Source organism: Sphingomonas sp. SORGH_AS_0950, assembly GCF_030818415.1.
Taxonomy (GTDB): Bacteria; Pseudomonadota; Alphaproteobacteria; order Sphingomonadales; family Sphingomonadaceae; genus Sphingomonas.
In genome coordinates this window covers 3,854,968-3,874,800 of sequence record NZ_JAUTAE010000001.1, presented here as the reverse complement: position 1 = coordinate 3,874,800, position 19,833 = coordinate 3,854,968, and the positions used below count along the sequence as shown (strand labels likewise).

General features: G+C 68.1%; 21 protein-coding genes. 13 read left to right on the top strand and 8 right to left on the bottom strand.

All coding sequences use genetic code 11. From position 1 onward, the window contains the following. Window positions 1-307 precede the first annotated feature (307 nt). Together rpsT and mutM are read right to left on the bottom strand one after the other, a co-directional pair. Window positions 308-571 (bottom strand): 30S ribosomal protein S20, encoded by a 264-nt coding sequence (gene rpsT / locus QE385_RS17625; protein WP_007404699.1) that lies wholly within the window; start codon window positions 569-571, stop codon window positions 308-310. An 87-nt stretch (window positions 572-658) separates the two neighbouring features. Continuing rightward, on the bottom strand, window positions 659-1,474 hold the full coding sequence (mutM, locus tag QE385_RS17620; protein ID WP_307104079.1) for a bifunctional DNA-formamidopyrimidine glycosylase/DNA-(apurinic or apyrimidinic site) lyase: 816 nt from the start codon (window positions 1,472-1,474) through the stop codon (window positions 659-661). 79 nt (window positions 1,475-1,553) lie between these two features. On the opposite strand from mutM, the gene QE385_RS17615 reads away from it, so the two are divergent. The 8 genes from QE385_RS17615 to QE385_RS17580 are packed head-to-tail and all read left to right on the top strand — an operon-like array spanning window position 1,554 to window position 8,124. Beyond that, window positions 1,554-2,285 carry a class I SAM-dependent methyltransferase gene (locus tag QE385_RS17615; RefSeq protein WP_307104077.1) on the top strand — a complete coding sequence of 244 codons (732 nt, stop codon included), beginning with the start codon at window positions 1,554-1,556 and terminating at the stop codon, window positions 2,283-2,285. Window positions 2,286-2,313: 28 nt separating this feature from the next. Next, the gene (gene ubiB, locus QE385_RS17610; protein WP_307104075.1) at window positions 2,314-3,849 is read left to right on the top strand and encodes a 2-polyprenylphenol 6-hydroxylase; all 1,536 of its coding nucleotides are present in this window, start codon (window positions 2,314-2,316) and stop codon (window positions 3,847-3,849) included. A 29-nt stretch (window positions 3,850-3,878) separates the two neighbouring features. Further along, a complete protein-coding gene (locus QE385_RS17605; protein WP_307104073.1) occupies window positions 3,879-4,958 on the top strand; it encodes a hypothetical protein in 1,080 nt (359 codons plus the stop codon). After that, window positions 4,955-6,142: a bifunctional phosphopantothenoylcysteine decarboxylase/phosphopantothenate--cysteine ligase CoaBC gene (gene coaBC / locus QE385_RS17600; protein ID WP_307104071.1), complete on the top strand. Its 1,188-nt coding sequence runs from the start codon at window positions 4,955-4,957 to the stop codon at window positions 6,140-6,142. The genes QE385_RS17605 and coaBC overlap by 4 nt, the downstream gene beginning before the upstream one ends. Next, complete coding sequence (dut, locus tag QE385_RS17595; protein ID WP_307104069.1) at window positions 6,139-6,588, top strand: dUTP diphosphatase; 450 nt, start codon at window positions 6,139-6,141, stop codon at window positions 6,586-6,588. The genes coaBC and dut overlap by 4 nt, the downstream gene beginning before the upstream one ends. Next, entirely contained in the window at window positions 6,585-7,022 is a 438-nt protein-coding gene (locus tag QE385_RS17590) for a hypothetical protein (protein WP_307104067.1), read from the top strand. Before dut ends, QE385_RS17590 begins: the two co-directional genes overlap by 4 nt. Then, window positions 7,019-7,783 (top strand): HesA/MoeB/ThiF family protein, encoded by a 765-nt coding sequence (locus QE385_RS17585; protein ID WP_307104066.1) that lies wholly within the window; start codon window positions 7,019-7,021, stop codon window positions 7,781-7,783. The genes QE385_RS17590 and QE385_RS17585 overlap by 4 nt, the downstream gene beginning before the upstream one ends. Next, the gene (locus QE385_RS17580) at window positions 7,780-8,124 is read left to right on the top strand and encodes a hypothetical protein (RefSeq protein ID WP_307104064.1); all 345 of its coding nucleotides are present in this window, start codon (window positions 7,780-7,782) and stop codon (window positions 8,122-8,124) included. The genes QE385_RS17585 and QE385_RS17580 overlap by 4 nt, the downstream gene beginning before the upstream one ends. A 139-nt stretch (window positions 8,125-8,263) precedes the next feature. Here the strand turns inward: QE385_RS17580 and galU are convergent, their stop codons facing one another. Then, on the bottom strand, window positions 8,264-9,124 hold the full coding sequence (galU, locus tag QE385_RS17575; protein ID WP_307104062.1) for a UTP--glucose-1-phosphate uridylyltransferase GalU: 861 nt from the start codon (window positions 9,122-9,124) through the stop codon (window positions 8,264-8,266). 113 nt (window positions 9,125-9,237) lie between these two features. On the opposite strand from galU, the gene wecB reads away from it, so the two are divergent. The 4 genes from wecB (at window position 9,238) to QE385_RS17555 (ending at window position 12,879) form a co-directional block, all read left to right on the top strand. Beyond that, window positions 9,238-10,368: a non-hydrolyzing UDP-N-acetylglucosamine 2-epimerase gene (gene wecB / locus QE385_RS17570; RefSeq protein ID WP_307104060.1), complete on the top strand. Its 1,131-nt coding sequence runs from the start codon at window positions 9,238-9,240 to the stop codon at window positions 10,366-10,368. Next, the gene (wecC, locus tag QE385_RS17565; RefSeq protein ID WP_307104058.1) at window positions 10,352-11,620 is read left to right on the top strand and encodes a UDP-N-acetyl-D-mannosamine dehydrogenase; all 1,269 of its coding nucleotides are present in this window, start codon (window positions 10,352-10,354) and stop codon (window positions 11,618-11,620) included. The genes wecB and wecC overlap by 17 nt, the downstream gene beginning before the upstream one ends. 74 nt (window positions 11,621-11,694) lie before the next feature. After that, window positions 11,695-12,453 (top strand): metallophosphoesterase family protein, encoded by a 759-nt coding sequence (locus QE385_RS17560; protein WP_307104056.1) that lies wholly within the window; start codon window positions 11,695-11,697, stop codon window positions 12,451-12,453. Between the two features lie 195 nt (window positions 12,454-12,648). Further along, window positions 12,649-12,879: a hypothetical protein gene (locus QE385_RS17555; protein ID WP_307104054.1), complete on the top strand. Its 231-nt coding sequence runs from the start codon at window positions 12,649-12,651 to the stop codon at window positions 12,877-12,879. 676 nt (window positions 12,880-13,555) lie between these two features. On the opposite strand, the gene QE385_RS17550 is transcribed toward QE385_RS17555, so the two are convergent. Continuing rightward, complete coding sequence (locus tag QE385_RS17550; protein WP_307104052.1) at window positions 13,556-14,125, bottom strand: FKBP-type peptidyl-prolyl cis-trans isomerase; 570 nt, start codon at window positions 14,123-14,125, stop codon at window positions 13,556-13,558. Between the two features lie 156 nt (window positions 14,126-14,281). Beyond that, window positions 14,282-14,488: a 30S ribosomal protein S21 gene (gene rpsU, locus QE385_RS17545; protein WP_007404630.1), complete on the bottom strand. Its 207-nt coding sequence runs from the start codon at window positions 14,486-14,488 to the stop codon at window positions 14,282-14,284. A gap of 372 nt (window positions 14,489-14,860) precedes the next feature. On the opposite strand from rpsU, the gene cysS reads away from it, so the two are divergent. Then, window positions 14,861-16,312, top strand: coding sequence for a cysteine--tRNA ligase (gene cysS, locus QE385_RS17540; protein ID WP_307104049.1), 1,452 nt, complete (start codon window positions 14,861-14,863; stop codon window positions 16,310-16,312). Here the strand turns inward: cysS and QE385_RS17535 are convergent. The 3 genes from QE385_RS17535 to QE385_RS17525 all read right to left on the bottom strand — a co-directional run bounded on the left by QE385_RS17535 (window position 16,298) and on the right by QE385_RS17525 (window position 19,761). After that, on the bottom strand, window positions 16,298-16,642 hold the full coding sequence (locus QE385_RS17535) for a hypothetical protein (RefSeq protein ID WP_307104047.1): 345 nt from the start codon (window positions 16,640-16,642) through the stop codon (window positions 16,298-16,300). The genes cysS and QE385_RS17535 overlap by 15 nt on opposite strands. 123 nt (window positions 16,643-16,765) lie before the next feature. Further along, entirely contained in the window at window positions 16,766-18,607 is a 1,842-nt protein-coding gene (locus QE385_RS17530; RefSeq protein WP_307104045.1) for a methyl-accepting chemotaxis protein, read from the bottom strand. A gap of 116 nt (window positions 18,608-18,723) precedes the next feature. Continuing rightward, the gene (locus QE385_RS17525; protein WP_307104042.1) at window positions 18,724-19,761 is read right to left on the bottom strand and encodes a M48 family metallopeptidase; all 1,038 of its coding nucleotides are present in this window, start codon (window positions 19,759-19,761) and stop codon (window positions 18,724-18,726) included. Between the last annotated feature and the right edge of the window lie 72 nt (window positions 19,762-19,833).

The window sequence follows — 19,833 nt, the reverse complement described above, 5'->3', positions numbered from 1 at the left end:
CATGGTGGGGTCTGATCAAGACCGTGTCCGGCCATAAATCTGAAATAAACCGGATTGACAGGCAAAAGCCCGCAGAAACCCGTCCAATTATCTCTTAACCCACTGAAATCGCTACAAATTAACCAAGGCGCACGAAAGCCTTCCCCGGACCCGATCTAGTCGAATCGCGGAGAATCCTAGGGTTCGGCAAAGCGCGGATTTGTTCCCGACGCCCGATACGGAATCGATGCGTTAACCCGGGACAGGCGCACGAAAAAACCCGCCGGGGGACCGCCCCCGGCGGGTTTCGTTCGTCGCTTTGAGAGGCTTAGGCCAGCGCGGCGATGCGCTTGGTCAGGCGCGAGAACTTGCGCGCCACGGTGTTCTTGTGCAGCACACCCTTGGCAACGCCACGCGCCATTTCGGGCTGCGCCGCGGCCAGAGCGACCGTCGCGGTTTCCTTGTCACCGGCGGCCAGGGCGGCTTCGACCTTCTTCACGAAGGTACGGATGCGGCTGACGCGGTTGCCGTTGATGACGGCGCGACGTTCGTTGCGACGGATACGCTTTTTGGCCTGCGGCGTGTTCGCCATGAAAACCTCTAAATTTCGATCAAAAGGAATAGCGGCGCGACGCACCAGCTTTGAAGCCGCGCCCCTTAAACCTTGGCGGGACGGTCGTCAACTCCGCTGGCAGGTCGCACACCAGAAAGTCGACCGCCCCGAATCGGTCCGGCGCCGGACGATCGCCCCGCATTCGCAGGCCTCGCCCTCGCGACCATAGACCCGCCACTCCTTCGAGAAATAGCCCAGTTCGCCATCGGGGCGGACATAATCGCGCAGCGACGACCCGCCCGCCAGGATCGCGGCCTCCAGCACCGCCCGGATCGCCTCGACCAGCCGCACGAGTCGCGCCCGCGAAATCTGCCCGGCCGCACGCCCCGGCGTGATCCGCGCCATGTGCAGCGCCTCGCACACATAGATATTGCCCAGGCCCGCGACGATTCGCTGGTCGAGCAGCATCGCCTTGATCGGGGCCGCCCGCCCCTCCAGCGCCGTCGCCAGATAGTCGGCGGTAAAGTCGGGGCCCAGCGGCTCGGGCCCCATGGCGAGGAACGGCGGATAGCCGGCCAGTTCGGCGGTCGGCCACAGATCGACGAAACCGAACCGCCGGGGATCGTTCAGCGCCAGCCGCCGCCCCGCCCCCGTCTCCAGCAGCAGATGGTCATGGACCAGCGGCTCGCCCGGATCGATCCGCCAGCGGCCCGACATGCCCAGGTGGAAGACCATGGTATCGCCCCGATCGGTGTCGATCAGGCCGTATTTGGCGCGACGCCCCAGCGCCGTGACCGTCGCGCCCGTCATCCGCTGGCGCAGCTCGGCGGGGAACGGGCGACGCAGGTCGGCACGGCGCGGCTCGACCAGCGTCAACCGCTCGCCCGCCAGCACCGGCGTCAGGCCGCGCACGGTGGTTTCGACCTCGGGAAGTTCGGGCATCGTCCCTCTGAATGGCTTTCGTCGCCCAAACAGCTAGGTAGCGTTTGCCCCGCCAGCAAGGCCGGGCTAGGGCAAGTCCATGAGCGATACCGTCTCCTTCGGCTATGAAGATGTGCCCCGCGACGAGAAGGCTGCCCGTGTCGGCGGGGTCTTCACCAACGTCGCCTCCAAATACGACCTGATGAACGACGCCATGTCGGGCGGCATGCACCGGCTGTGGAAGGATCGCTTCGTCCGCCGGGTGAAGCCGCGCGCCAGCGACCAGATCCTCGACATGGCGGGCGGCACCGGCGACATCGCCTTCCGCCTGGCCGAATCAGGGGCGAGCATCACGGTCGCCGACATCAATCCGGCGATGCTGGAAGTCGGCATGAAGCGTGCGCAGGACCGCGGCATCGACGGCCTGGTCTGGACCGAGGCCAATGCCGAGGTCCTGACCTTCCCCGACAAATTCTTCGATGCCTATACGATCGCGTTCGGCATCCGGAACGTCACCGACATCCCGGCCGCGCTCAAGGAAGCGCACCGCGTGCTGCGCCGTGGCGGGCGTTTCTTCTGCCTGGAATTCTCGACCACCGTCTGGCCGGGCTTTTCGGAAGTCTATGACGCCTATTCGCACAAGCTGGTCCCCAAGCTGGGCCAGATGCTGGCGGGCGATGCCGACAGCTATCGCTATCTGATCGAATCGATCCGCCGCTTCCCCGACATGCCGACCTTCGAGCGGATGATCCGCGAGGCGGGCTTCGTCGAGACCAAGGTCGAGCCGATCATGGGCGGCCTGGTCGCGATCCATTCGGGCTGGAAGATTTGATGCAGCCAGGCATGGGCGGGTACGCCCTGTGACCCAGCCGGTGGTGCATCTCTGGCGTCTGCTCAAATGGGGGCGGACGCTGGCGCGGCATGGCGCGCTGCGGGGTATCGAGCGCGATCCCAACACGCCCGCCCCCGTCCGGCGGCTGGCGCGCGTCGCGCGATTCGGCGCGCGCGTGCCCGTCCAGCCCGCCTATGCCGATGCCTTCCAGGCGATCGGCCCGGCGGCGATCAAGCTGGGCCAGACGCTGGCCACCCGCCCCGATCTGGTCGGCGAGGAGGCCGCGCAGGATCTGCTGCGGCTTCAGGACCAGCTGCCCCCCGTCCCCTTCGCGACGATCTGCGCCGCGATGGAGGCCAGCATGGGCCGCCCGCCCTCGCATTTCTTCACCTCGATCGAGGAGACGCCGGTCGGGGCCGCCTCGATCGCGCAGGTGCACCGTGCGGTCACGACTGATGGCCGGACGGTCGCGGTCAAGGTGCTGCGCCCCGGCGTGGAGGAGGACTTCACCCGCGCCATCGACACCTATCAATGGGCCGCCGCGCAGGTCGAGGGGATGAGCGGCGAGGCGGCACGCCTGCGCCCGCGCCTGACGGTCGAGAATTTCCGCCGCTGGACGCTGCGCGAACTCAACTTCCGGCGGGAGGCCGCCTCGGCCTCCGAACTCGCCGAGGCGATGACCGCCGAGCCCGATTTCGTCGTGCCGCAGATCGACTGGGCGCGCTCGACCGCCAAAGTGCTGACGGTCGAATGGATCGACGGGATCAAGCTGTCCAACCGGCAGGCGCTGGTCGAGGCGGGGTATGACCTGCCGCACCTCGCCCAGACGCTGGTGCGCGCGTTCCTGCGCCAGGCGATCGCGGAGGGCTTCTTCCATGCCGACATGCACCAGGGCAATCTCTTCGCCCTGCCCGGCAACAAGATCGCCGCGATCGATTTCGGCATCATGGGCCGGATCGACCGGCGCGCGCGGGTCTGGCTGGCCGAGATCCTCTATGGCCTGATCACCGGCAACTATAAGCGCGTCGCCGAAATCCATTTCGAGGCGGGCTATGTGCCCGCGCACCACAATGTCGCCGAGTTCGCCACCGCCCTGCGTGCGGTGGGCGAGCCGATGCGCGGGTTGCCGGTCAAGGACATGTCGATCGGCATGATGCTGGACGGCCTGTTCTCGATCACCCGCGATTTCGACATGGTGACGCAGCCGCACCTGCTGCTGCTGCAAAAGACCATGGTGATGGTCGAGGGCGTGGCGACCAGTCTCGACCCCGATATCAACCTGTGGGACTCGGCCGCACCGTTCGTGCGCGAGTGGATCCGCACCGAGCTGGGCCCCGAGGCCAAGATCGCCGACCGGCTGATCGAGGATGTGCAGACGCTCGCCCGCCTGCCCGAACTGGTCCGCCGGATCGAGGCGCGCTACCCCGCGCCGGGTGGCGAGCCGCCCGCCCCGCCGCTCAAGGAGATCGAGGTCGTGCGGATCGGCGGCGGCTGGCGCTATGCGCTGCTGTCCATGGCCTCGGCGGCGGTCGGGGTCGCGGCAACACTGGCCGTGCTTCGGTAGGAATGCCGGGCAGCGCGCCGCCTGTTCCCGTGCGCCGCCTGTCGCGGCCGCTCTGGCTGGGCCAGCCGGGGCGGATGACGGGCGTGTCGCCCATGGTGGCGCGCGCGGTGCTGGCGCTGCTGATCCTGCTGGTCGCGATCGGCTATGCCACGCAGGGCGCCTTCGAGCCGGTGGCCGAGCGGCTGTCGCCGGTGACCATGGCGATCCTCGACCATGTGCGGCACGGCCAGTCCTTCTATCCGGCCGCGCTCGACGCTTTGCGCGAGAATGGCCGGGCGCTTCGTCCCGCGCTGCTGGCGGTTCCGCTGCCCGCGTTGTTCGTCACGCTGGCCGCCCTGCCGCCGCTGGTCTGGCATGCGGGAATGATGGTGCTGGGCGTCGGGCTGGTCATGGGGTGGCTGCGGCGGATCGTGCCGGTGCTGGAGGGGCGGATCGCGATCGGGCTGGCGGCGATCCTGCTGATCGCGGGCTTCTTCCCGCTTCCCAACCTGCCGATGGTGACCACGCCCGAAGGCTGGGCGGGGGCGCTTATCGCGCTGTCGCTGGTCCAGCGGCGGCCCGAGGCAGGCCTGAGCGCGGTGGCGCTGGGGCTGGTCGCGATGATCCTGACCCCGATGGCGCTGCCCTATGCCGTCATCATGCTGGTGCTGGCGGCGCAGGCGGGCGCGCGGCGCGAGGCGATCGGATGGATGACCGCGCTGGCGGTCGCGCTGCTGGTGCTGGCGGCGCATGCGCATGCGCTGCACGGCATGGTGACCGCGATCGACCCGGCGATGGACGGCCCGGTCCATCCGATCGCGCCCGGCACGCTGATCGCGTCGATCGCAGCGGCGCAGCCGGTCGGCGGCCTGCCGATCAGCATGGTCGTACCGCTGGCGGTGCTGGCCGCGCTCGGCTGGGCGCATTGGCGGCAACCCGTGGCGCGGCGGGCGGTCGCGACCATGGCGGTCTATGCGGCGCTGGCGCTGGTAACGGGGTCGCCCGCCATGGTGCTGGGCCTGTCGCCGATCTTCTTCCTCGGCGTCGTCTTCGCCCCCGATGCGGTTCGCGAGCTGATCGCGGCCGCGCGCGACCGGCGACGCATCACCGTTACGCGAGTCGTGCGATGAGCCAAATCCTGTTGATCGTCGGCGGCGGCATCGCCGCGTACAAGGCGTGCGAGCTGATCCGCCTGCTCCGCCGGAACGGGCATGGCGTGCGCTGTGTCTTGACTGAGGGGGGCAGCCATTTCGTCACCCCGATGACGCTGGCCGCGCTATCGGAGAATCAGGTCTTCACCACCCTGTGGGACCTGAAGGACGAAGCGGAGATGGGGCATATCCAGCTCAGCCGCCAGGCCGACCTGATCGTCGTCGCGCCCGCCACCGCCGACCTGATGGCGCGGATGGCGGGCGGCCATGCCGACGATCTGGCGACGACGTTGCTGCTCGCCACCGATACGCCGGTGTTGGTCGCGCCCGCGATGAACGTCCGCATGTGGCAGCATCCCGCGACGCAGCGCAACGTCGCGCGGCTGCGCGCGGACGGGCTGACCGTCATGGCCCCCGACGAAGGGGCCATGGCCTGTGGCGAGTTCGGCCCCGGCCGCCTGCCCGAGCCGCCCGCCATCCTGGCCGCAATCGAGGCCGCGCTGGCCCCCAGGGCCGGTCCGCTGAACGGCCGCCATATCCTGGTCACCGCCGGGCCGACGCGTGAGCCGATCGACCCCGTCCGCTATATCGCCAACCGCTCCTCGGGGCGGCAGGGTTTCGCCATGGCCGAGGCGCTCGCCCGGCTGGGTGCGCGCGTGACCCTGGTCGCGGGGCCGGTGACGCTGCCGACGCCCGTGGGGGTGGACCGGATCGATGTCGAGACCGCGCGCCAGATGGCCGATGCCGTCGCGGCCGCGCTGCCCGCCGATGCGGCGGTGATGGTCGCCGCGGTCGCCGACTGGCGGGTCGAGGCGGCCGGGCAGAAGGTCAAGAAGGACGGCGGTGCGGCCCCTGCCCTGACGCTGGTCGAAAATCCCGACATATTGGCAAGCGTCGCCGCCGCGCCGAACCGCCCCGCGCTGGTTGTCGGCTTCGCCGCCGAGACCGAGCATGTCATCGACCATGCCGTCGCCAAGCGCGCCCGCAAGCGTGCCGACTGGATCGTCGCCAATGACGTATCTTCGGACGTGTTCGGGGGCGAGGCGAACAGCATCCACCTGGTCACCGCCGATGGCGTCGAGAGCTGGGACCGGATGGGCAAGGACGCGGTCGCCAGGGGGCTCGCGCAACGCATTGCCGATGCGCTACAAGCGCGGTCATGACGATTGCACCCATTTCGATTGCTCTCAAACGCTTGCCCCATGGCGAGGGGCTTCCCCTGCCCGGCTATGCCACGCCCGGCGCGGCCGGGATGGACGTGGTCGCGGCCGAGACGCTGACGCTGGAGCCCGGACGGCGCGCCGCCGTCGCGACCGGGTTCGCCATCGCCATCCCGCCGGGTTACGAGGTGCAGGTGCGCCCCCGCTCGGGCCTGGCGCTCAAGCATGGCATCACCTGCCTCAACACCCCCGGCACCATCGACGAGGATTATCGCGGCGAGGTGAAGGTGATCCTCGCCAATCTGGGCGACGAGCCCTTTGCGGTGGTGCGCGGCGAGCGGATCGCGCAGTTGGTCCCCGCCCCCGTCCAGCGCGCCATGCTGACCGAGGTCGATGAACTGGACGCGACCGAGCGCGGGAGCGGCGGTTTCGGATCGACCGGCCGATGATCGCGCTCGCCACCCTGTTCGCGCTCCAGACCGTGTCGGTCGCGCCGCAGGTGACGGTGCCCCAGCCCCCGCCCCCGGCGGCGGCGCCCTCCGCCAGCGAGCCGCCGCACGACTGGACCACGCTTCCCACCCTCACCCTGCCGCCCGCCGGGCCGGATATGGTCCGCTTCGTCCACGCCGAGGTCCAGGCCGGGCGTTGCCCGCGCGATCGGGTGACCGAGGAGGGGCAGGTGGTGCTGGTCGTGCCGATGGCGGTCTGGCTCAACGCCGATGGCAGCGCGCAGAGCGTGGTGCCGCTGGCCATCGGCTGCCCCACGGTCGAGCAATATAGCGCGGGCGTGGCACAGCGGATGATCCGGCAAATGCCGTACCGCCCGATGCGCCAGGGCGACCGCTGGTATCGGACCGTCATCACCTATACATGGCCGGGATGATCCTGACCGACGACGAACTGGCCCGCTATGCCCGTCACATCGTGCTGCGCGAATTTGGCGGCGGGGGCCAGCTCCGGCTGAAACAGGCGCGGGTCGCGGTGATCGGCGCGGGCGGGATCGGCTCTCCCGCCATCCAGTATCTCGCCGCCGCCGGGGTGGGATCGCTGGTCCTGATCGATGACGATGTCGTCGAGCCGTCCAATCTGCAACGCCAGACGATCTTCACGACGGAGGATCGCGGCACGCCCAAGGTGGAGGCCGCCGCCCGCTTCGCGCGCCGCCTGAACCCGCATGTCGCGGTGGACACGCACCGCGCGCGGGTGACGCCCGACACCGTGCTGTCGCTAATCGACGGCGCCGATGTCGTGCTCGACGGATGCGACAATTTCGCCACCCGGCTGACGGTGGCCGACGCCGCGCTGTCGCGGCGCATCCCCCTGGTCTCGGCCGCGGTCGGGCAGTTCGAGGGGCAGCTGGCGACCTATCGCGGCTGGGAAGCCGACAAGCCCTGTTATCGCTGTTTCGTCGGCGACGCGGTCGATCAGGCCGGGCTGACCTGCGCCGATGACGGTGTGCTGGGGCCGGTGACGGGCATCATGGGCAGCCTGGCCGCGCTGGAGGTGCTGCGCGCCATCGCCCCCTTCGGTCGCGACAGCGCGGGGAGCGTGCTGATCGCCGATCTCCTGTCGCTGCGCTTCCGCACGCTTGCTTTGCCCAAGGACCCTGGCTGCCGCTGCGCCGGCGCGGCGGTGGCGGCATGAGCGGGGCTCCCCGGCCGCCCTCGGGCTGGCTCGACTGGACGGGGGACAAGGGGTGGATCGGCCAGGTCACCGGCCTGCCCGACAGCACGCTGCATGTGCATGCGGGCATGGCGATCCTGGTGCTCGCCGCGCTGGTGATGCGGCGCAAGCCCTGGGACTGGCGGTGCTGGCTGACCGTGCTGGCGATCGAGACGGTCAACGAGGCCTATGACCTGCTCCAGCCCTTCTATCCCACCGACGAGGGCAATCTGGCCGCCAGCTGGTCGGACATGTGGGCGACGATGCTGTGGCCGACGGTGATCCTGCTGACCTTCGCCTGGCTGTCGCGGCGAGGGCGATGAACGACCTGTCCGGGACGGCAAAGCTCCGCCACCATCGCTGACGCGATGGTCCCCCTCCCCAGTCGGCGCTCGGGGGAGGGAATGAAAAAGGGGCGGCGGCCTTTCGGCCCCGCCCCTTCTCCAAACACAAGGAAGGCGATCAGCCGAGCAGCGTCTTGGCGAATTCGCGCACCGCCGGGCCAATGTCCTCGCGCGCGAGGCCCAGTGCCAGGTTGGCGGTCAGCCAGCCCGCCTTGTCGCCACAGTCGTAACGCTGGCCGTCGAAGGTGAAGCCGTGGAACGGCTGGTTGCCGATCAGCTTGGCCATCGCGTCGGTCAGCTGGATCTCGCCGCCCGCACCCGGCTCCTGCGCGTCGAGGATCTGCATGACCTCGGGCTGGAGGATGTAGCGGCCGGGGATCATCAGGTTCGACGGCGCCTTGCCCTTGGGCTTCTCGACCAGCGCGGTCACTTCGGTCAGGCGACCGTCCTGCTTGCCGGGCGAGATGATGCCGTATTTGTCGGTCTCGCTGTCGGGCACTTCCAGCGCGCCGATGACGTTGCCGCCGACCTGGTCATAGGCTTCGACCATCTGCTTCATGAAGCCGCCGACCATCAGTTCGTCGGGCAGCAGCACCGCGAACGGCTCGTCGCCGACGATCTCGCGCGCGCACCACACGGCATGGCCCAGGCCCAGCGGCTCCTGCTGGCGGACATAGACGGGGCTGCCCGGCTTCTGGCGGATGCCCTCGATCACGGCGAGCGACTTGCCGCGCGCCTTCATCGTGGCTTCCAGTTCGTAGGAGATGTCGAAATGATCCTCCAACGCGCCCTTGCCGCGGCCGGTGACGAAGATGATCTGCTCGATCCCCGCTTCCAGCGCTTCCTCGACCGCATATTGGATCAGCGGCTTGTCGACGACGGTCAGCATTTCCTTGGGCATCGACTTGGTCGCCGGCAGGAACCGCGTACCGAGCCCGGCCACCGGGAAAACCGCTTTGCGAACTTTCTTGATCGTCATGAAACCTCCCTGGGACGAAGCGGCCCTATCTGCATCATGCACTGCAACAAAGTGCCGTGATGACAAAACGCGGTTAGGGTGTCTTTAAATGCGACAAGCTACAGGTAAACCGCATGAATCGGGCCCCCATCCTCGTCGTCTTCGGCACAAGACCCGAAGCGATCAAATTGTTTCCCGTGATCCGGGCCCTGTCGCTGGCGACGGGGCGGCCGGTGCGGACCTGCGTCACCGCGCAGCATCGCGGGATGCTGGACCAGGTGCTGGCGATCGCCGGGCTGACGCCCGACCATGACCTGGACCTGATGGAGCCAGGCCAGTCGCTCGATCGGCTGACCGCACGGCTGCTGACCGGGCTGGGCGAGGTGATGGATCGCGAGGCCCCCGCGATGGTCGTCGTGCAGGGCGATACCGCCACCGCCATGGCGGGCGCGCTGGCCGCCTATTACCGCAAGGTGCCGATCGCCCATGTCGAGGCCGGACTGCGTTCGGGCGACATCTATCAACCCTGGCCCGAGGAAGTGAACCGGCGGATGATCGCCCCGATCGCCGCGCTCCATTTCGCCCCGACCGAAACCGCCGCCGCCGCGCTCCGGGCCGAGGGGATCGCCGCCGAGCGCGTGCATGTCACCGGCAACAGCGTGATCGACGCGCTGCACTGGACCCGCTCGCGCATCGCCGCCGAGCCTGCGCTGGCCGCCGACCTTGATCCGGTGCTGGCGCGGATGGCGGGTCGGCGGATCGTCCTGGTCACGACCCATCGGCGGGAGAATTTCGGCGACGGCATGGCCGCCATCGCCCGTGCGCTGCGCCGGATCGCCGCGCGGGCGGATGTCGGCATCGTCTTTCCCGTCCACCCCAATCCGCAGGTCGCCAGCGTGATGGACCGCGAGCTGGGCGACCATCCCGGTATCGCGCGCATCGCGCCGCTCGACTATCCGCATTTCGTCCGGGCGCTGGACGCCGCGCATATCGTCCTGACCGATTCGGGCGGCGTGCAGGAGGAAGCCCCCGCGCTCGGCAAGCCGGTGCTCGTCATGCGCGAGACGACCGAGCGGCCCGAGGGCGTCGCGGCGGGCACCGCGCGGCTGGTCGGCACCGACGAGGACCGGATCGTCGCCGAACTGTTCGCGCTGCTCGACCAGCCCGACCGCTATGCCGCGATGGCGCGCGCGCACAACCCCTTCGGCGACGGCGACAGCGCCGACCGGATCAGCAGGATCATCACACATGCCCTTGGACACTGAATTCGCGGTCACGGTCATGGGGCTGGGCTATATCGGCCTGCCCACCGCCGCGATCATCGCGCGCACCGGCGCGATGGTGACCGGCGTCGACGTCACGCCGTCGGTCGTGGAGACGATCAATTCGGGCCGCGTGCATATCGAGGAGGTCGATCTCGACGGTCTCGTCTCCGGCGTGGTGTCGCGCGGATTGCTCAGGGCGGCGCTGACGGTCGCGCCCGCCGACGTGTTCGTCATCGCGGTGCCGACGCCCTTTACCGAGGAGCGACAGCCCGACATCACCTATGTCCTCGACGCCGCGCGTGCGGTCGCCCCGGTGCTGAAGACCGGCGACACGGTGATCCTCGAATCGACCTCGCCCGTCGGCACGACCGAGCAGGTGCGCGACCTGATCGCCACCTTGCGCCCCGACCTGAAGATGCCGGGGCTGGCGCGTGCGGGCGAGCAGGCCGATCTCGCCATCGCCTATTGTCCCGAACGCGTCCTGCCGGGGCGCATCCTGGTCGAGCTCATCGACAATGACCGGGTGATCGGCGGCATCACCCCGCGCTGCGCGCGCAAGGCGCTGGCCTTTTACCGGCGCTTCGTGCGCGGCGCCTGCGTCACCACGACCGCGCGCGCGGCGGAGATGACCAAGCTCACCGAAAACGCGTTCCGCGACGTCAACATCGCCTTCGCCAACGAACTCAGCCTGGTCGCCGACACGCTGGGCGTCGATGTGTGGGAGGTGATCCGCCTCGCCAACCGCCATCCGCGCGTCAACATCCTGTCGCCCGGCCCCGGCGTCGGCGGGCATTGCATCGCGGTCGACCCCTGGTTCCTGGTCGCCGCAGACCCGCAGAACACACCGCTGATCCGCACCGCGCGCGAAGTGAATGACGGCAAGACCGCGCATATCATCGCCCGCGCCAGCGCGATGATCGAGGCGCAGGGACCGGACCGTCCGGTCGCCTGTCTCGGCCTCGCCTTCAAAGCGAATATCGACGATTTCCGCGAAAGCCCCGCGCTGAAGGTCGCCGCCGCCCTGGCCCGACGCTTCGGCGCGCGAATCCGGATCGTCGAGCCTTATGCCCGGTCGCTGCCCTCCGGCTTCGACGGGACCGGCGCCACCCTGATCGACATCGACACCGCGCTGGAAACTTGCGACGCCATGGTCGTTCTGGTCGATCACGACATCTTCCGATCGGTTCCCCTGGAAGAGCGACGCGGCAAGACGGTGCTGGATACGCGCGGGCTGTGGCCCGACCAGGCCTGAGACCGCGCTTCGCGTTTGCGTGGGGGGCCGGGGGAGATTAAGGACAACCGCCTGTTGCGGATTTAAAGCCACCCATGCTTGCCAAATTATTGAATCTGCGCAAACGCGCGCCCGAGTTCGTGCCCTTCATGCAGCCTGGCCTTCGGGTCTATGCGATCGGTGACATTCACGGTCGGCTCGACCTGCTCGACATGCTGCTGGCGCGGATCGAGGCCGATCATGCGGCGCGCGGTCCGGCCGAGCGGCATATCATCTTTCTCGGCGACCTGATCGACCGTGGCCCCCATTCGGCCGGGGTGCTGGAGCGGGTGCGCGGACTGTGCGCGGCGGACCACCGGGTGCATTGCCTGATGGGTAATCACGAGGAGATCCTGATTCGTGCCCTCCAGGGCGAGGACAAGGCGCTCCGGCTGTTCTGCCGCGTCGGTGGTCGGGAGACGATGCTGAGCTATGGCGTGACGGCCGAGGACTATGAACGGCTCGACTATGCCGAGGTCGCCGAGCGGTTGAAGGCCGTCATCCCCGCCACGCATCGCGAGTTCCTGAGCGATCTGAAAGAGATCATGGTGCTGGGCGATTATGCCTTCGTCCATGCGGGCGTCCGGCCGGGTATCGCCATCGCCGACCAGAAGCTGGCCGAGACCCGCTGGATCCGCGATCCCTTTCTCGACCATCGCGGGGTGCTGGAGAAGGTCGTCGTGCATGGCCATACCGTTGCGGACGAGGTGGAAATTATGCCGCATCGCATCGGCATAGACACCGGCGCCTATCAGACCGATCGCCTGTCGGCGCTGATGCTGGAAGACGGTATCCAGGAGATTTTCACCACTTGAGGTCGCTTTACCGAGGCGAAACGTTTGCCGGGGCATTCCGTTTGTCGGTAAAGCACAGTATAGCCGCAGGGCGGTGAAGCAATGTTGCAATGCCGCATCAGTGTGGGAGCATAACTGTCCCGCACTCGTTGGTGGGGTTGCCATGATACGGCTGCCGTGTCATGAGCCCACTGACATTTATCAAGGGAGTTTAACATGCGTCTTGGGAAGTTTCTCGTCGCCGCTGCCGCCGTTTCGATGACCGTTGCCCCGGCGATGGCTGCGAACCCGGCTGCCAGCCTCTCGGTTTCGAAGTCGGTTCGCGCTTCGGCTCCGGCCGCCAAGAAGAACGGCCTGGCCGGCGGTGGCGTTCTCGTTGCGGTTCTGGCGGCTGCTGCCGTCGTAGCCGGCATCGTGGTTGTCGCCGACTCGTCGGACAGCAACTAAGCTGCTTCAGCCTCACGGCTGAAAGGAATAGCGGCCTTCGGGCCGCTATTTTTTTGCCTGACGTCCGAGGCTCGCGGGGCTATGGCGCTTGGAATACCCGCGGGGGTGTCGCGCAGCGATCCAGCTAAATCGCACTTCCTTTTGGGCTAAGACCGCCAGACCGGCCTAGGGCCGATCGACATTCAGCGATGCCTTATCCTTCCCTCGCCCCTCGCAGAGGGGAGAGGGTTGCGCAGACTTGGCCTTTGCGAGAGCAAAGGCTTAGTCGGAGCTGGGTGAGGGGTGGGCGCTCGCGAAGCGAGCGCGCGAGCCTTTGGGCTCGCTCACCCCCTCACCCAAGCTGCGCTAGCCAGCAGGCTGGCAAGCTTCGCTAACCCTCTCCCCCGTCCAAGGGAGAGGGGAAGAAGACACAATACTGAATGTCGATCCGGCCTAGATCCATAGCTGGGGATTTGGCGCAAGACAGGCACCGCTCTGGCCTTCGACTTCGCTCGGGTCGACCGGCGAAAGCAGAGTTATGCTGATCCGCTTCCTCTGGAAACTCACAACGAGGCAGCGTCGAACGGCTACAATAGACTGCTATCCCTACCCCGCAGGCAAACGAAAATCGCCGGAGTCCATGGGACTCCGGCGACTATTTTCGATCGGCAGGAGGGTCGCTCGTGCGACCGACCGGTCAGCGCGGCGAGGGGGCGCTGGGGACGCCGCCGGGCATCGCCCCGGGCGCGCCGCCCATCATCGACTGCTGGGCCTGCATCTGGCGCAGGACCGATTCGGGGATGAAGTCGATCAGATCGACATCGAACACCAGCGTCGAATTTGCCGGGATCGCACCGTTCGCGCGGTCGCCATAGCCCAGCTTGGCGGGCAGCCAGAAGCGATACTTCGCGCCCTTGGGCATCAGCTTGAGCGCCTCGGCAAAGCCCGGCAGGACACCCGAAAGCGGCATCGGGGCCGGCTGCTGCGACTTGTCGAAGACGGTGCCGTCGATCAGACGACCGGTATAGTTGATCAGCGCCACGTCGCTGGCGGTCGGATGCGCACCGCCATTGCCGGGCACCAGCACCTTGTACTGCAGGCCCGAAGCGGTCGTCTCGACACCCGGTCCACGCGCCTCGCGCAGGAGCGCAGCATCACCCTGGCGTGCCAGCAAGGCCGCCACCACGATCGCGGCAGCCACCGCGACCCATATCCAGACCAGATAGGCACGCCGGACGGGACGAAGGGGAACAGCGGTTACGGACATGCCTGTTTCTCGCTCTGTGCGTTGGCGTTCGTGGTACGCATCAAGGATGCGGCGCGCGAAGCGCGAATCGATTCGTCCAGGCGAATCGATGGCCGGTGGAACCGTTCCCCACCCCAGGCCGCTCGGAGCGACGGGGCGGGGACGATCCGCCGGATATTACCGGGCGCCGTCGCGCTCGGCGCGCTTGCGCTCCAGCTTGCGCGCACGACGAACCGCCGCCGCACGCTCACGAGCGCGCTTTTCCGACGGCTTCTCGTAGTGGCGACGGAGCTTCATCTCGCGATACACGCCTTCGCGCTGCAGCTTCTTCTTGAGCGCGCGGAGGGCCTGATCCACATTGTTGTCGCGAACGATGATCTGCATAAAAACGAATTGCTCCGGCAAAACAGGATAAAGCGGCCACAGAACAACTGTAGCCGCATCGTTGGGCGCTCCTAGCAGGGGAGTCTGTCCAATACAACCCGTCGGTGCGGATTTCGCCCCGTCCGCCAAGGCGACATGAACCATAATGTCATGTGCCAGCCATGCCGACGTGATGTCGCCACCGCTATCACGCCGTTCGTCCGGTTTCATCCCCGTGTACCGGACACCCCTGTATGACATGTCGGCTCATTCCCCCGAGTGACCGGCATCATGACGCGGCGCCTCCCCTGTCGCTGCGTTTGCCCCGGTCCGAACTCCCGTCGGACCGGGGCCCCCTTTCGGGGGACAGGCGACATGGCTAAGGCAGGCCGCATGACCGCGCCCGACCTTTCCAATCCGCTGATCCTCTACAACAGCCTGACCCGCGCGCCCGAGACGTTCCGGCCGATCGATCCGGCCAATGTCCGCGTCTATTCCTGCGGGCCGACCGTCTATAACTATGCGCATATCGGCAATCTGCGCGCCTATGTCTTCACCGACACCCTGGCGCGCGTGCTGCGCTGGAAGGGGTGGCCGCTGACCCATATCATCAACATCACCGATGTCGGCCACCTGACCTCCGACGCCGATGCGGGCGACGACAAGATGGAGGCCGCCGCGAAGAAGAGCGGCCAGGACATCTGGGCGATCGCCGCGCATTACACCCGGACCTTCAAGCAGAATCTGAAGGATCTGGGCATCGCCGAGCCGACCCGCTTTCCGCTGGCGACCGATCACGTGCCCCAGATGATCGCCTTCGCCAAGGCGATCGAGACCAAGCATTGCTATCGCCTGCCCGACGGGCTGTATTTCGACGTGACGACGGTGCCCGATTATGGCCGCCTAGCCCGCCATCAGGACGATGAGGGCGAAAGCCGGATCGATCCCGTCGCGGGCAAGCGCCATCCGGCCGACTTCGCCATCTGGCGCGCCTCGGCACCCGGCGAGAATCGCCAGATGGAATGGGACAGCCCCTGGGGCCGCGGCGCGCCTGGCTGGCATCTGGAATGCTCGGTGATGAGCAAGCAATATCTGGGCGCGCAGTTCGACATCCATACCGGCGGCATCGACCACCGCGAGATCCACCATCCCAACGAGATCGCGCAGAACCAGGCGCATGGCTGCACCGCCGAGACCGGCGCCAATATCTGGATGCACAACAACTTCCTGGTCGACCGCACCGGCAAGATGTCCAAGTCCTCGGGCGAGTTCCTGACGCTCCAGGCGCTGGTCGATCGTGGCTTCCACCCCCTCGCCTATCGGCTGATGTGCCTTCAGGCGCAGTATCGTTCGGAAATGGAGTTTGGCTGGGACGGCCTCGCCGCCGCGCAGGTGCGACTGAAGCGGCTGGTCCAGACGGTCGAGGGGCTGCGCACGCGGGCCGATGCGCCCGCCAAGGGCGATGCGGCGACCTATCGCGAGCGGCTGGACGCCGCGCTGTCGGACGATCTCGCGACGCCGCGCGCGCTGCCCGTGCTCGACGAGATGCTGGCCGACAAGAAGCTGTCGCCCGGCGTCCGGCTGGCCGCGCTGGCCGATTTCGACGCGACGCTGGGGCTGCAACTCGCGACGCTGACCCGCGCCGACCTGCGCACCCGGCCCAAGGCGGCCACGCTGGACGAAGCGGGGATCGAGGCACAGCTGGCCGAGCGGCGCGCGGCGCGGGCGGAGAAGGACTTTGCCCGGTCGGATGCGATCCGCGACACGCTGCTCGCCGCCGGGGTCGAGGTGATGGACGGCGATCCGCTGGGCTGGGACTGGAAGCCGGTGTTACCGGCCGCCTGATCCCCGGCGCCAGCCGCCATATCCGCCGCGCGGTGACCGCAGGCGCAGGCCGATGAACAGCACGGTGGGCCAGAACATCGTATTGGCGATGTCGCCCAGCGTGTCGGCCCAGCGCCACGACCCGTAATGCAGCCGGTCGAGGACCTCGTTGCCCGCCTCGGCCAGCGCGACGCAGAGCAGCGGGATCGGGGTCGCCAGCGACTTGCGGGTCAGGATGCGGGCGAGGAACAGGACCGCCATGCCCGCATGGACGTGCAGCAGGCTGTCGGCCATGCCGGTTCCGTCGCCGACCCATTGGATGAAGGCGGCATAGCGTGCGGGAATATCCATGGCGGCCGCTTGCCCGGCCCGGACAGGGGTGACAAGCCCCTTCCTCCGAATGCGAAAGGCCCGCCACCCCGACGACCGGGATGGCGGGCCTTTTATCGACCGCTCAACGGGATAGGACGTCGATCAGAAGCTGCTCCAATCGTCATCGTCCTGCCTGACCGCCAGATTGCCCTGGGAGGGCACCGGCGCGGCCATGCGGCGCGGCGCGGGCGATACCGCCGCCGGCCGCCGGATCGCGACGACGGGCGCGGCGGGCTGGGGCAAGCCGCCCTCGATCCGGAAGCGGCCGATCTGCTCCTCCAGCGCCTGGGTCTCGGCGGACAGCGCCCGGACGGCGGCCGTCACCTCCTCGACCATGGCGGCATTGGCCTGGGTCACGCCGTCCATGTCGTTGATCGCCAGATTGACCTGCTGGATGCTGGTCGCCTGCTCGGACGCCCCGCCCGCGATCGATTCGACCAGTCCGGCGATGTCCTGCATCCCGGTCGCAATCAGGCGCAGCGAATCGTCGGTCTTGTTGGCCAGTTCCACGCCGCTGCGCACCCGGTCGACCGTGGTGGTGATCCGCGCGCTGATGTCGCGCGCCGCCTCCGCCGAGCGTTCGGCCAGCGCACGCACTTCGGAGGCGACGACCGCAAAGCCCTTGCCCGCGTCGCCCGCCCGCGCCGCCTCGACGCCCGCATTCAGCGCGAGCAAATTGGTCTGGAAGGCCAGGCCGTCGATCACCGCGATGATCTCGGCGATTTCGCTCGACGAACGCTCGATGTCGCCGATCGCCGACACGGTGCGGCGGACGATCTCCTCGCTGTTGCCGACATCGCTGCTCGCCTTGCGGACGATCGTCTGCGCCGATTGCGCCTTGGCCGCGGCGGCGGTGACCGACTGGGCGATCTCGTTCATCGCGGCCGAGGTTTCCTCGATGCTGGCCGCCTGCTGCTCGGCGCGGCGGGCCAGATCGTCGGCGGCCTGGTTCATCTCCACCGTGCCGCTGCTGATCCCGGCCGCATTGACCCGCACCGCGCCCAGCGAGCCCGACAGCCGCGACACCGCCATGTTGAAGTCGCGCTCGATGGCGGCATAGGAAGGCGGGAAGCCGCTCAGCTTGACCGTCAGGTCCGAACCGGCGAGCTGCTCCAGCGCCTCGCCGATCTGGCTTACCATCTGGTTCTGCTCGGCATCGGCCTGCGCCTTGGCGACCGCGGTGTCGCGGAAGACGACGACGGCGCGCGACATGCTGCCCAGTTCGTCGCCGCGTTCGGCATCGGGAATCGCGATGTCGTTCCGCCCCCGCGCCAGCGCATCCATCACCCCGGTCAGCCGGACGATCGGCCGACCCAGCGCCCGCGACAACAAAATGGCCATCGCGACGGCGACACTGATCATGATCAGGCCGCCGATGGCGAGGCTCCATTGCGCCGTCCGCAGCACGATCTTGCGCTCGTTGCGGACCGCCCCCATCATCTCGACCCTTCGGGCGCGCAGATCACGCAAGGGTTGCAGGATCACCGTGACCCGCGACCGCTCGCTATTGGCACGGAGCCAGGCCTGCGCGCCCTCGCGGTCGGTCCGGCTGCGCGCGATCAGCGGGTCGCCGATGTCGCGGCGCCATTCCTCCATCCTGGCATGCGACGCCGCTACCTCGGCGCGCGCCCTGGGGTCCTCGACCAGCGCCCTGTCCAGCTCCGCCGCCGCCTGCCTCTCGGCGGCCCGTGCCGTATAATATTGCGTCAGATAGGCCTCGTCCCCGGTGATCAGGAAGCCGCGCATCTGGCTGTTCTCGCGCTGGACGCCGCCCTCCATGTCCAGCGTGGTGGTATAGGTGGTCTGCGCATGGACGCTTTTTTTCGTCGTCCCCTCGATCCGTGACAATGCCCACCACAAGGTCCCCATCATCGCCAGCACCGACAGGACGACGATGGCGAAGGACAGACCGATTTTCTTCGGTATGGGCATGGAAGAGAGCATGACGAATCCTGGCAGGTCGAAAGCCCCTTCGCTTCCGATTGCCTCCGACTCCTAAGCGGTGACTCCAAATAGTTGGTTAAGCCGTTACACAGGGAATGGGTTTTGCGACGGACCGATTATTGCAGCGCCGCCCCCGCCCGGTCGATCAGCGCGGGGCGATAGGGAATCGGCGCCCCCGTCGGGATCGCGGCGATCTCGGCCGCCACCGCATCGGCACGCGCCGAGGACGAGGGATGGGTCCGGCTGCGGAACAGGCCGCCATCGACCTCGCCGCCATGTTCGCGCCAGAAGCGCACCGCATCCTGCGGGTCATAGCCCGCATTGCGCATGAGGTGCGCGCCCAGCAGATCGGCCTCGGTCTCGGTCTGGCGGAACAGCCGCCCGTTGCGCCCGAACTCAGACAGCAACCCGCGCTTGACGCCCGCCGCGTCCAGCCGCTCGCGATGGTGCAGGATGTTGTGCGAGAATTCATGCGCGACGACAACCGCGATCATCCGGTCGTCGAACCGCTCGAAGAAGCGCGATCCGATCTGGACGATGTCCCCGTCCGCCGAGGCGGTCAGGTCGGGGCCGATCCTCATCTCGAACCGCGACCGGCAACCCGGCTGCGCGGCCACCGTCACGTCGCGCCGCTCACCATGGCGCAGGATGGTCAGGCGCAGCGGACGATCGGCGGGCTCGGCGGCGATCCGGCGCTGGGCGGCGTCGCGCGTGGCGCTGTTGGCCTGCGTCGCACCGGCCGGATCGACCGCCAGGGGCTGGCCGTCGACCGCCAGGATCGTGTCGTCGGGGGCGATCCCCGCCTTGTCCGCCGCGCTGCCTGGCACCACCGCCTCGACCGCGACCGGCCCCTCGAACCCGAAGGTCGCGGGGAGTTCCTTGCGCAGCGCGGGCTCATATTGGTCGATCGCATGGATGACGAGGCCGGGCGTCGGCGCCGTATCCCGGCACAGCGTGACATTGGCCGTCGCCAGCCGCCACGCGATCGTCGCCAGCCGAAGATCCGCCGCGCGCATCGCATCGAACAGCGCCCGGTCGTCCGTCGCCTCCACCGCAACCGTGGACACGGCGTGGGCCGGCACGGGCGGCGCCACGGCCAGCGATAGAGCGGACAGCGCGACCATGGCGGCCGATGGGATGAGCGAACGCGACATGGCCCCCCTGCTAACCGCTTCCCCACCGATCCGCAAAGCCCGCCGCCGCAACCGCCAACGGCTCGGCGCAAA

Coding starts and splice junctions, on each gene's coding strand:
- rpsT (WP_007404699.1), bottom strand. CDS start 571: ATGGCGAACACGCCGCAGGCCAAAAAGCGTATCCGTCGCAACGAACGT.
- mutM (WP_307104079.1), bottom strand. CDS start 1,474: ATGCCCGAACTTCCCGAGGTCGAAACCACCGTGCGCGGCCTGACGCCG.
- QE385_RS17615 (WP_307104077.1), top strand. CDS start 1,554: ATGAGCGATACCGTCTCCTTCGGCTATGAAGATGTGCCCCGCGACGAG.
- coaBC (WP_307104071.1), top strand. CDS start 4,955: ATGAGCCAAATCCTGTTGATCGTCGGCGGCGGCATCGCCGCGTACAAG.
- dut (WP_307104069.1), top strand. CDS start 6,139: ATGACGATTGCACCCATTTCGATTGCTCTCAAACGCTTGCCCCATGGC.
- QE385_RS17590 (WP_307104067.1), top strand. CDS start 6,585: ATGATCGCGCTCGCCACCCTGTTCGCGCTCCAGACCGTGTCGGTCGCG.
- QE385_RS17585 (WP_307104066.1), top strand. CDS start 7,019: ATGATCCTGACCGACGACGAACTGGCCCGCTATGCCCGTCACATCGTG.
- QE385_RS17580 (WP_307104064.1), top strand. CDS start 7,780: ATGAGCGGGGCTCCCCGGCCGCCCTCGGGCTGGCTCGACTGGACGGGG.
- galU (WP_307104062.1), bottom strand. CDS start 9,124: ATGACGATCAAGAAAGTTCGCAAAGCGGTTTTCCCGGTGGCCGGGCTC.
- wecB (WP_307104060.1), top strand. CDS start 9,238: ATGAATCGGGCCCCCATCCTCGTCGTCTTCGGCACAAGACCCGAAGCG.
- wecC (WP_307104058.1), top strand. CDS start 10,352: ATGCCCTTGGACACTGAATTCGCGGTCACGGTCATGGGGCTGGGCTAT.
- QE385_RS17560 (WP_307104056.1), top strand. CDS start 11,695: ATGCTTGCCAAATTATTGAATCTGCGCAAACGCGCGCCCGAGTTCGTG.
- QE385_RS17555 (WP_307104054.1), top strand. CDS start 12,649: ATGCGTCTTGGGAAGTTTCTCGTCGCCGCTGCCGCCGTTTCGATGACC.
- QE385_RS17550 (WP_307104052.1), bottom strand. CDS start 14,125: ATGTCCGTAACCGCTGTTCCCCTTCGTCCCGTCCGGCGTGCCTATCTG.
- rpsU (WP_007404630.1), bottom strand. CDS start 14,488: ATGCAGATCATCGTTCGCGACAACAATGTGGATCAGGCCCTCCGCGCG.
- cysS (WP_307104049.1), top strand. CDS start 14,861: ATGACCGCGCCCGACCTTTCCAATCCGCTGATCCTCTACAACAGCCTG.
- QE385_RS17535 (WP_307104047.1), bottom strand. CDS start 16,642: ATGGATATTCCCGCACGCTATGCCGCCTTCATCCAATGGGTCGGCGAC.
- QE385_RS17530 (WP_307104045.1), bottom strand. CDS start 18,607: ATGCTCTCTTCCATGCCCATACCGAAGAAAATCGGTCTGTCCTTCGCC.
- QE385_RS17525 (WP_307104042.1), bottom strand. CDS start 19,761: ATGTCGCGTTCGCTCATCCCATCGGCCGCCATGGTCGCGCTGTCCGCT.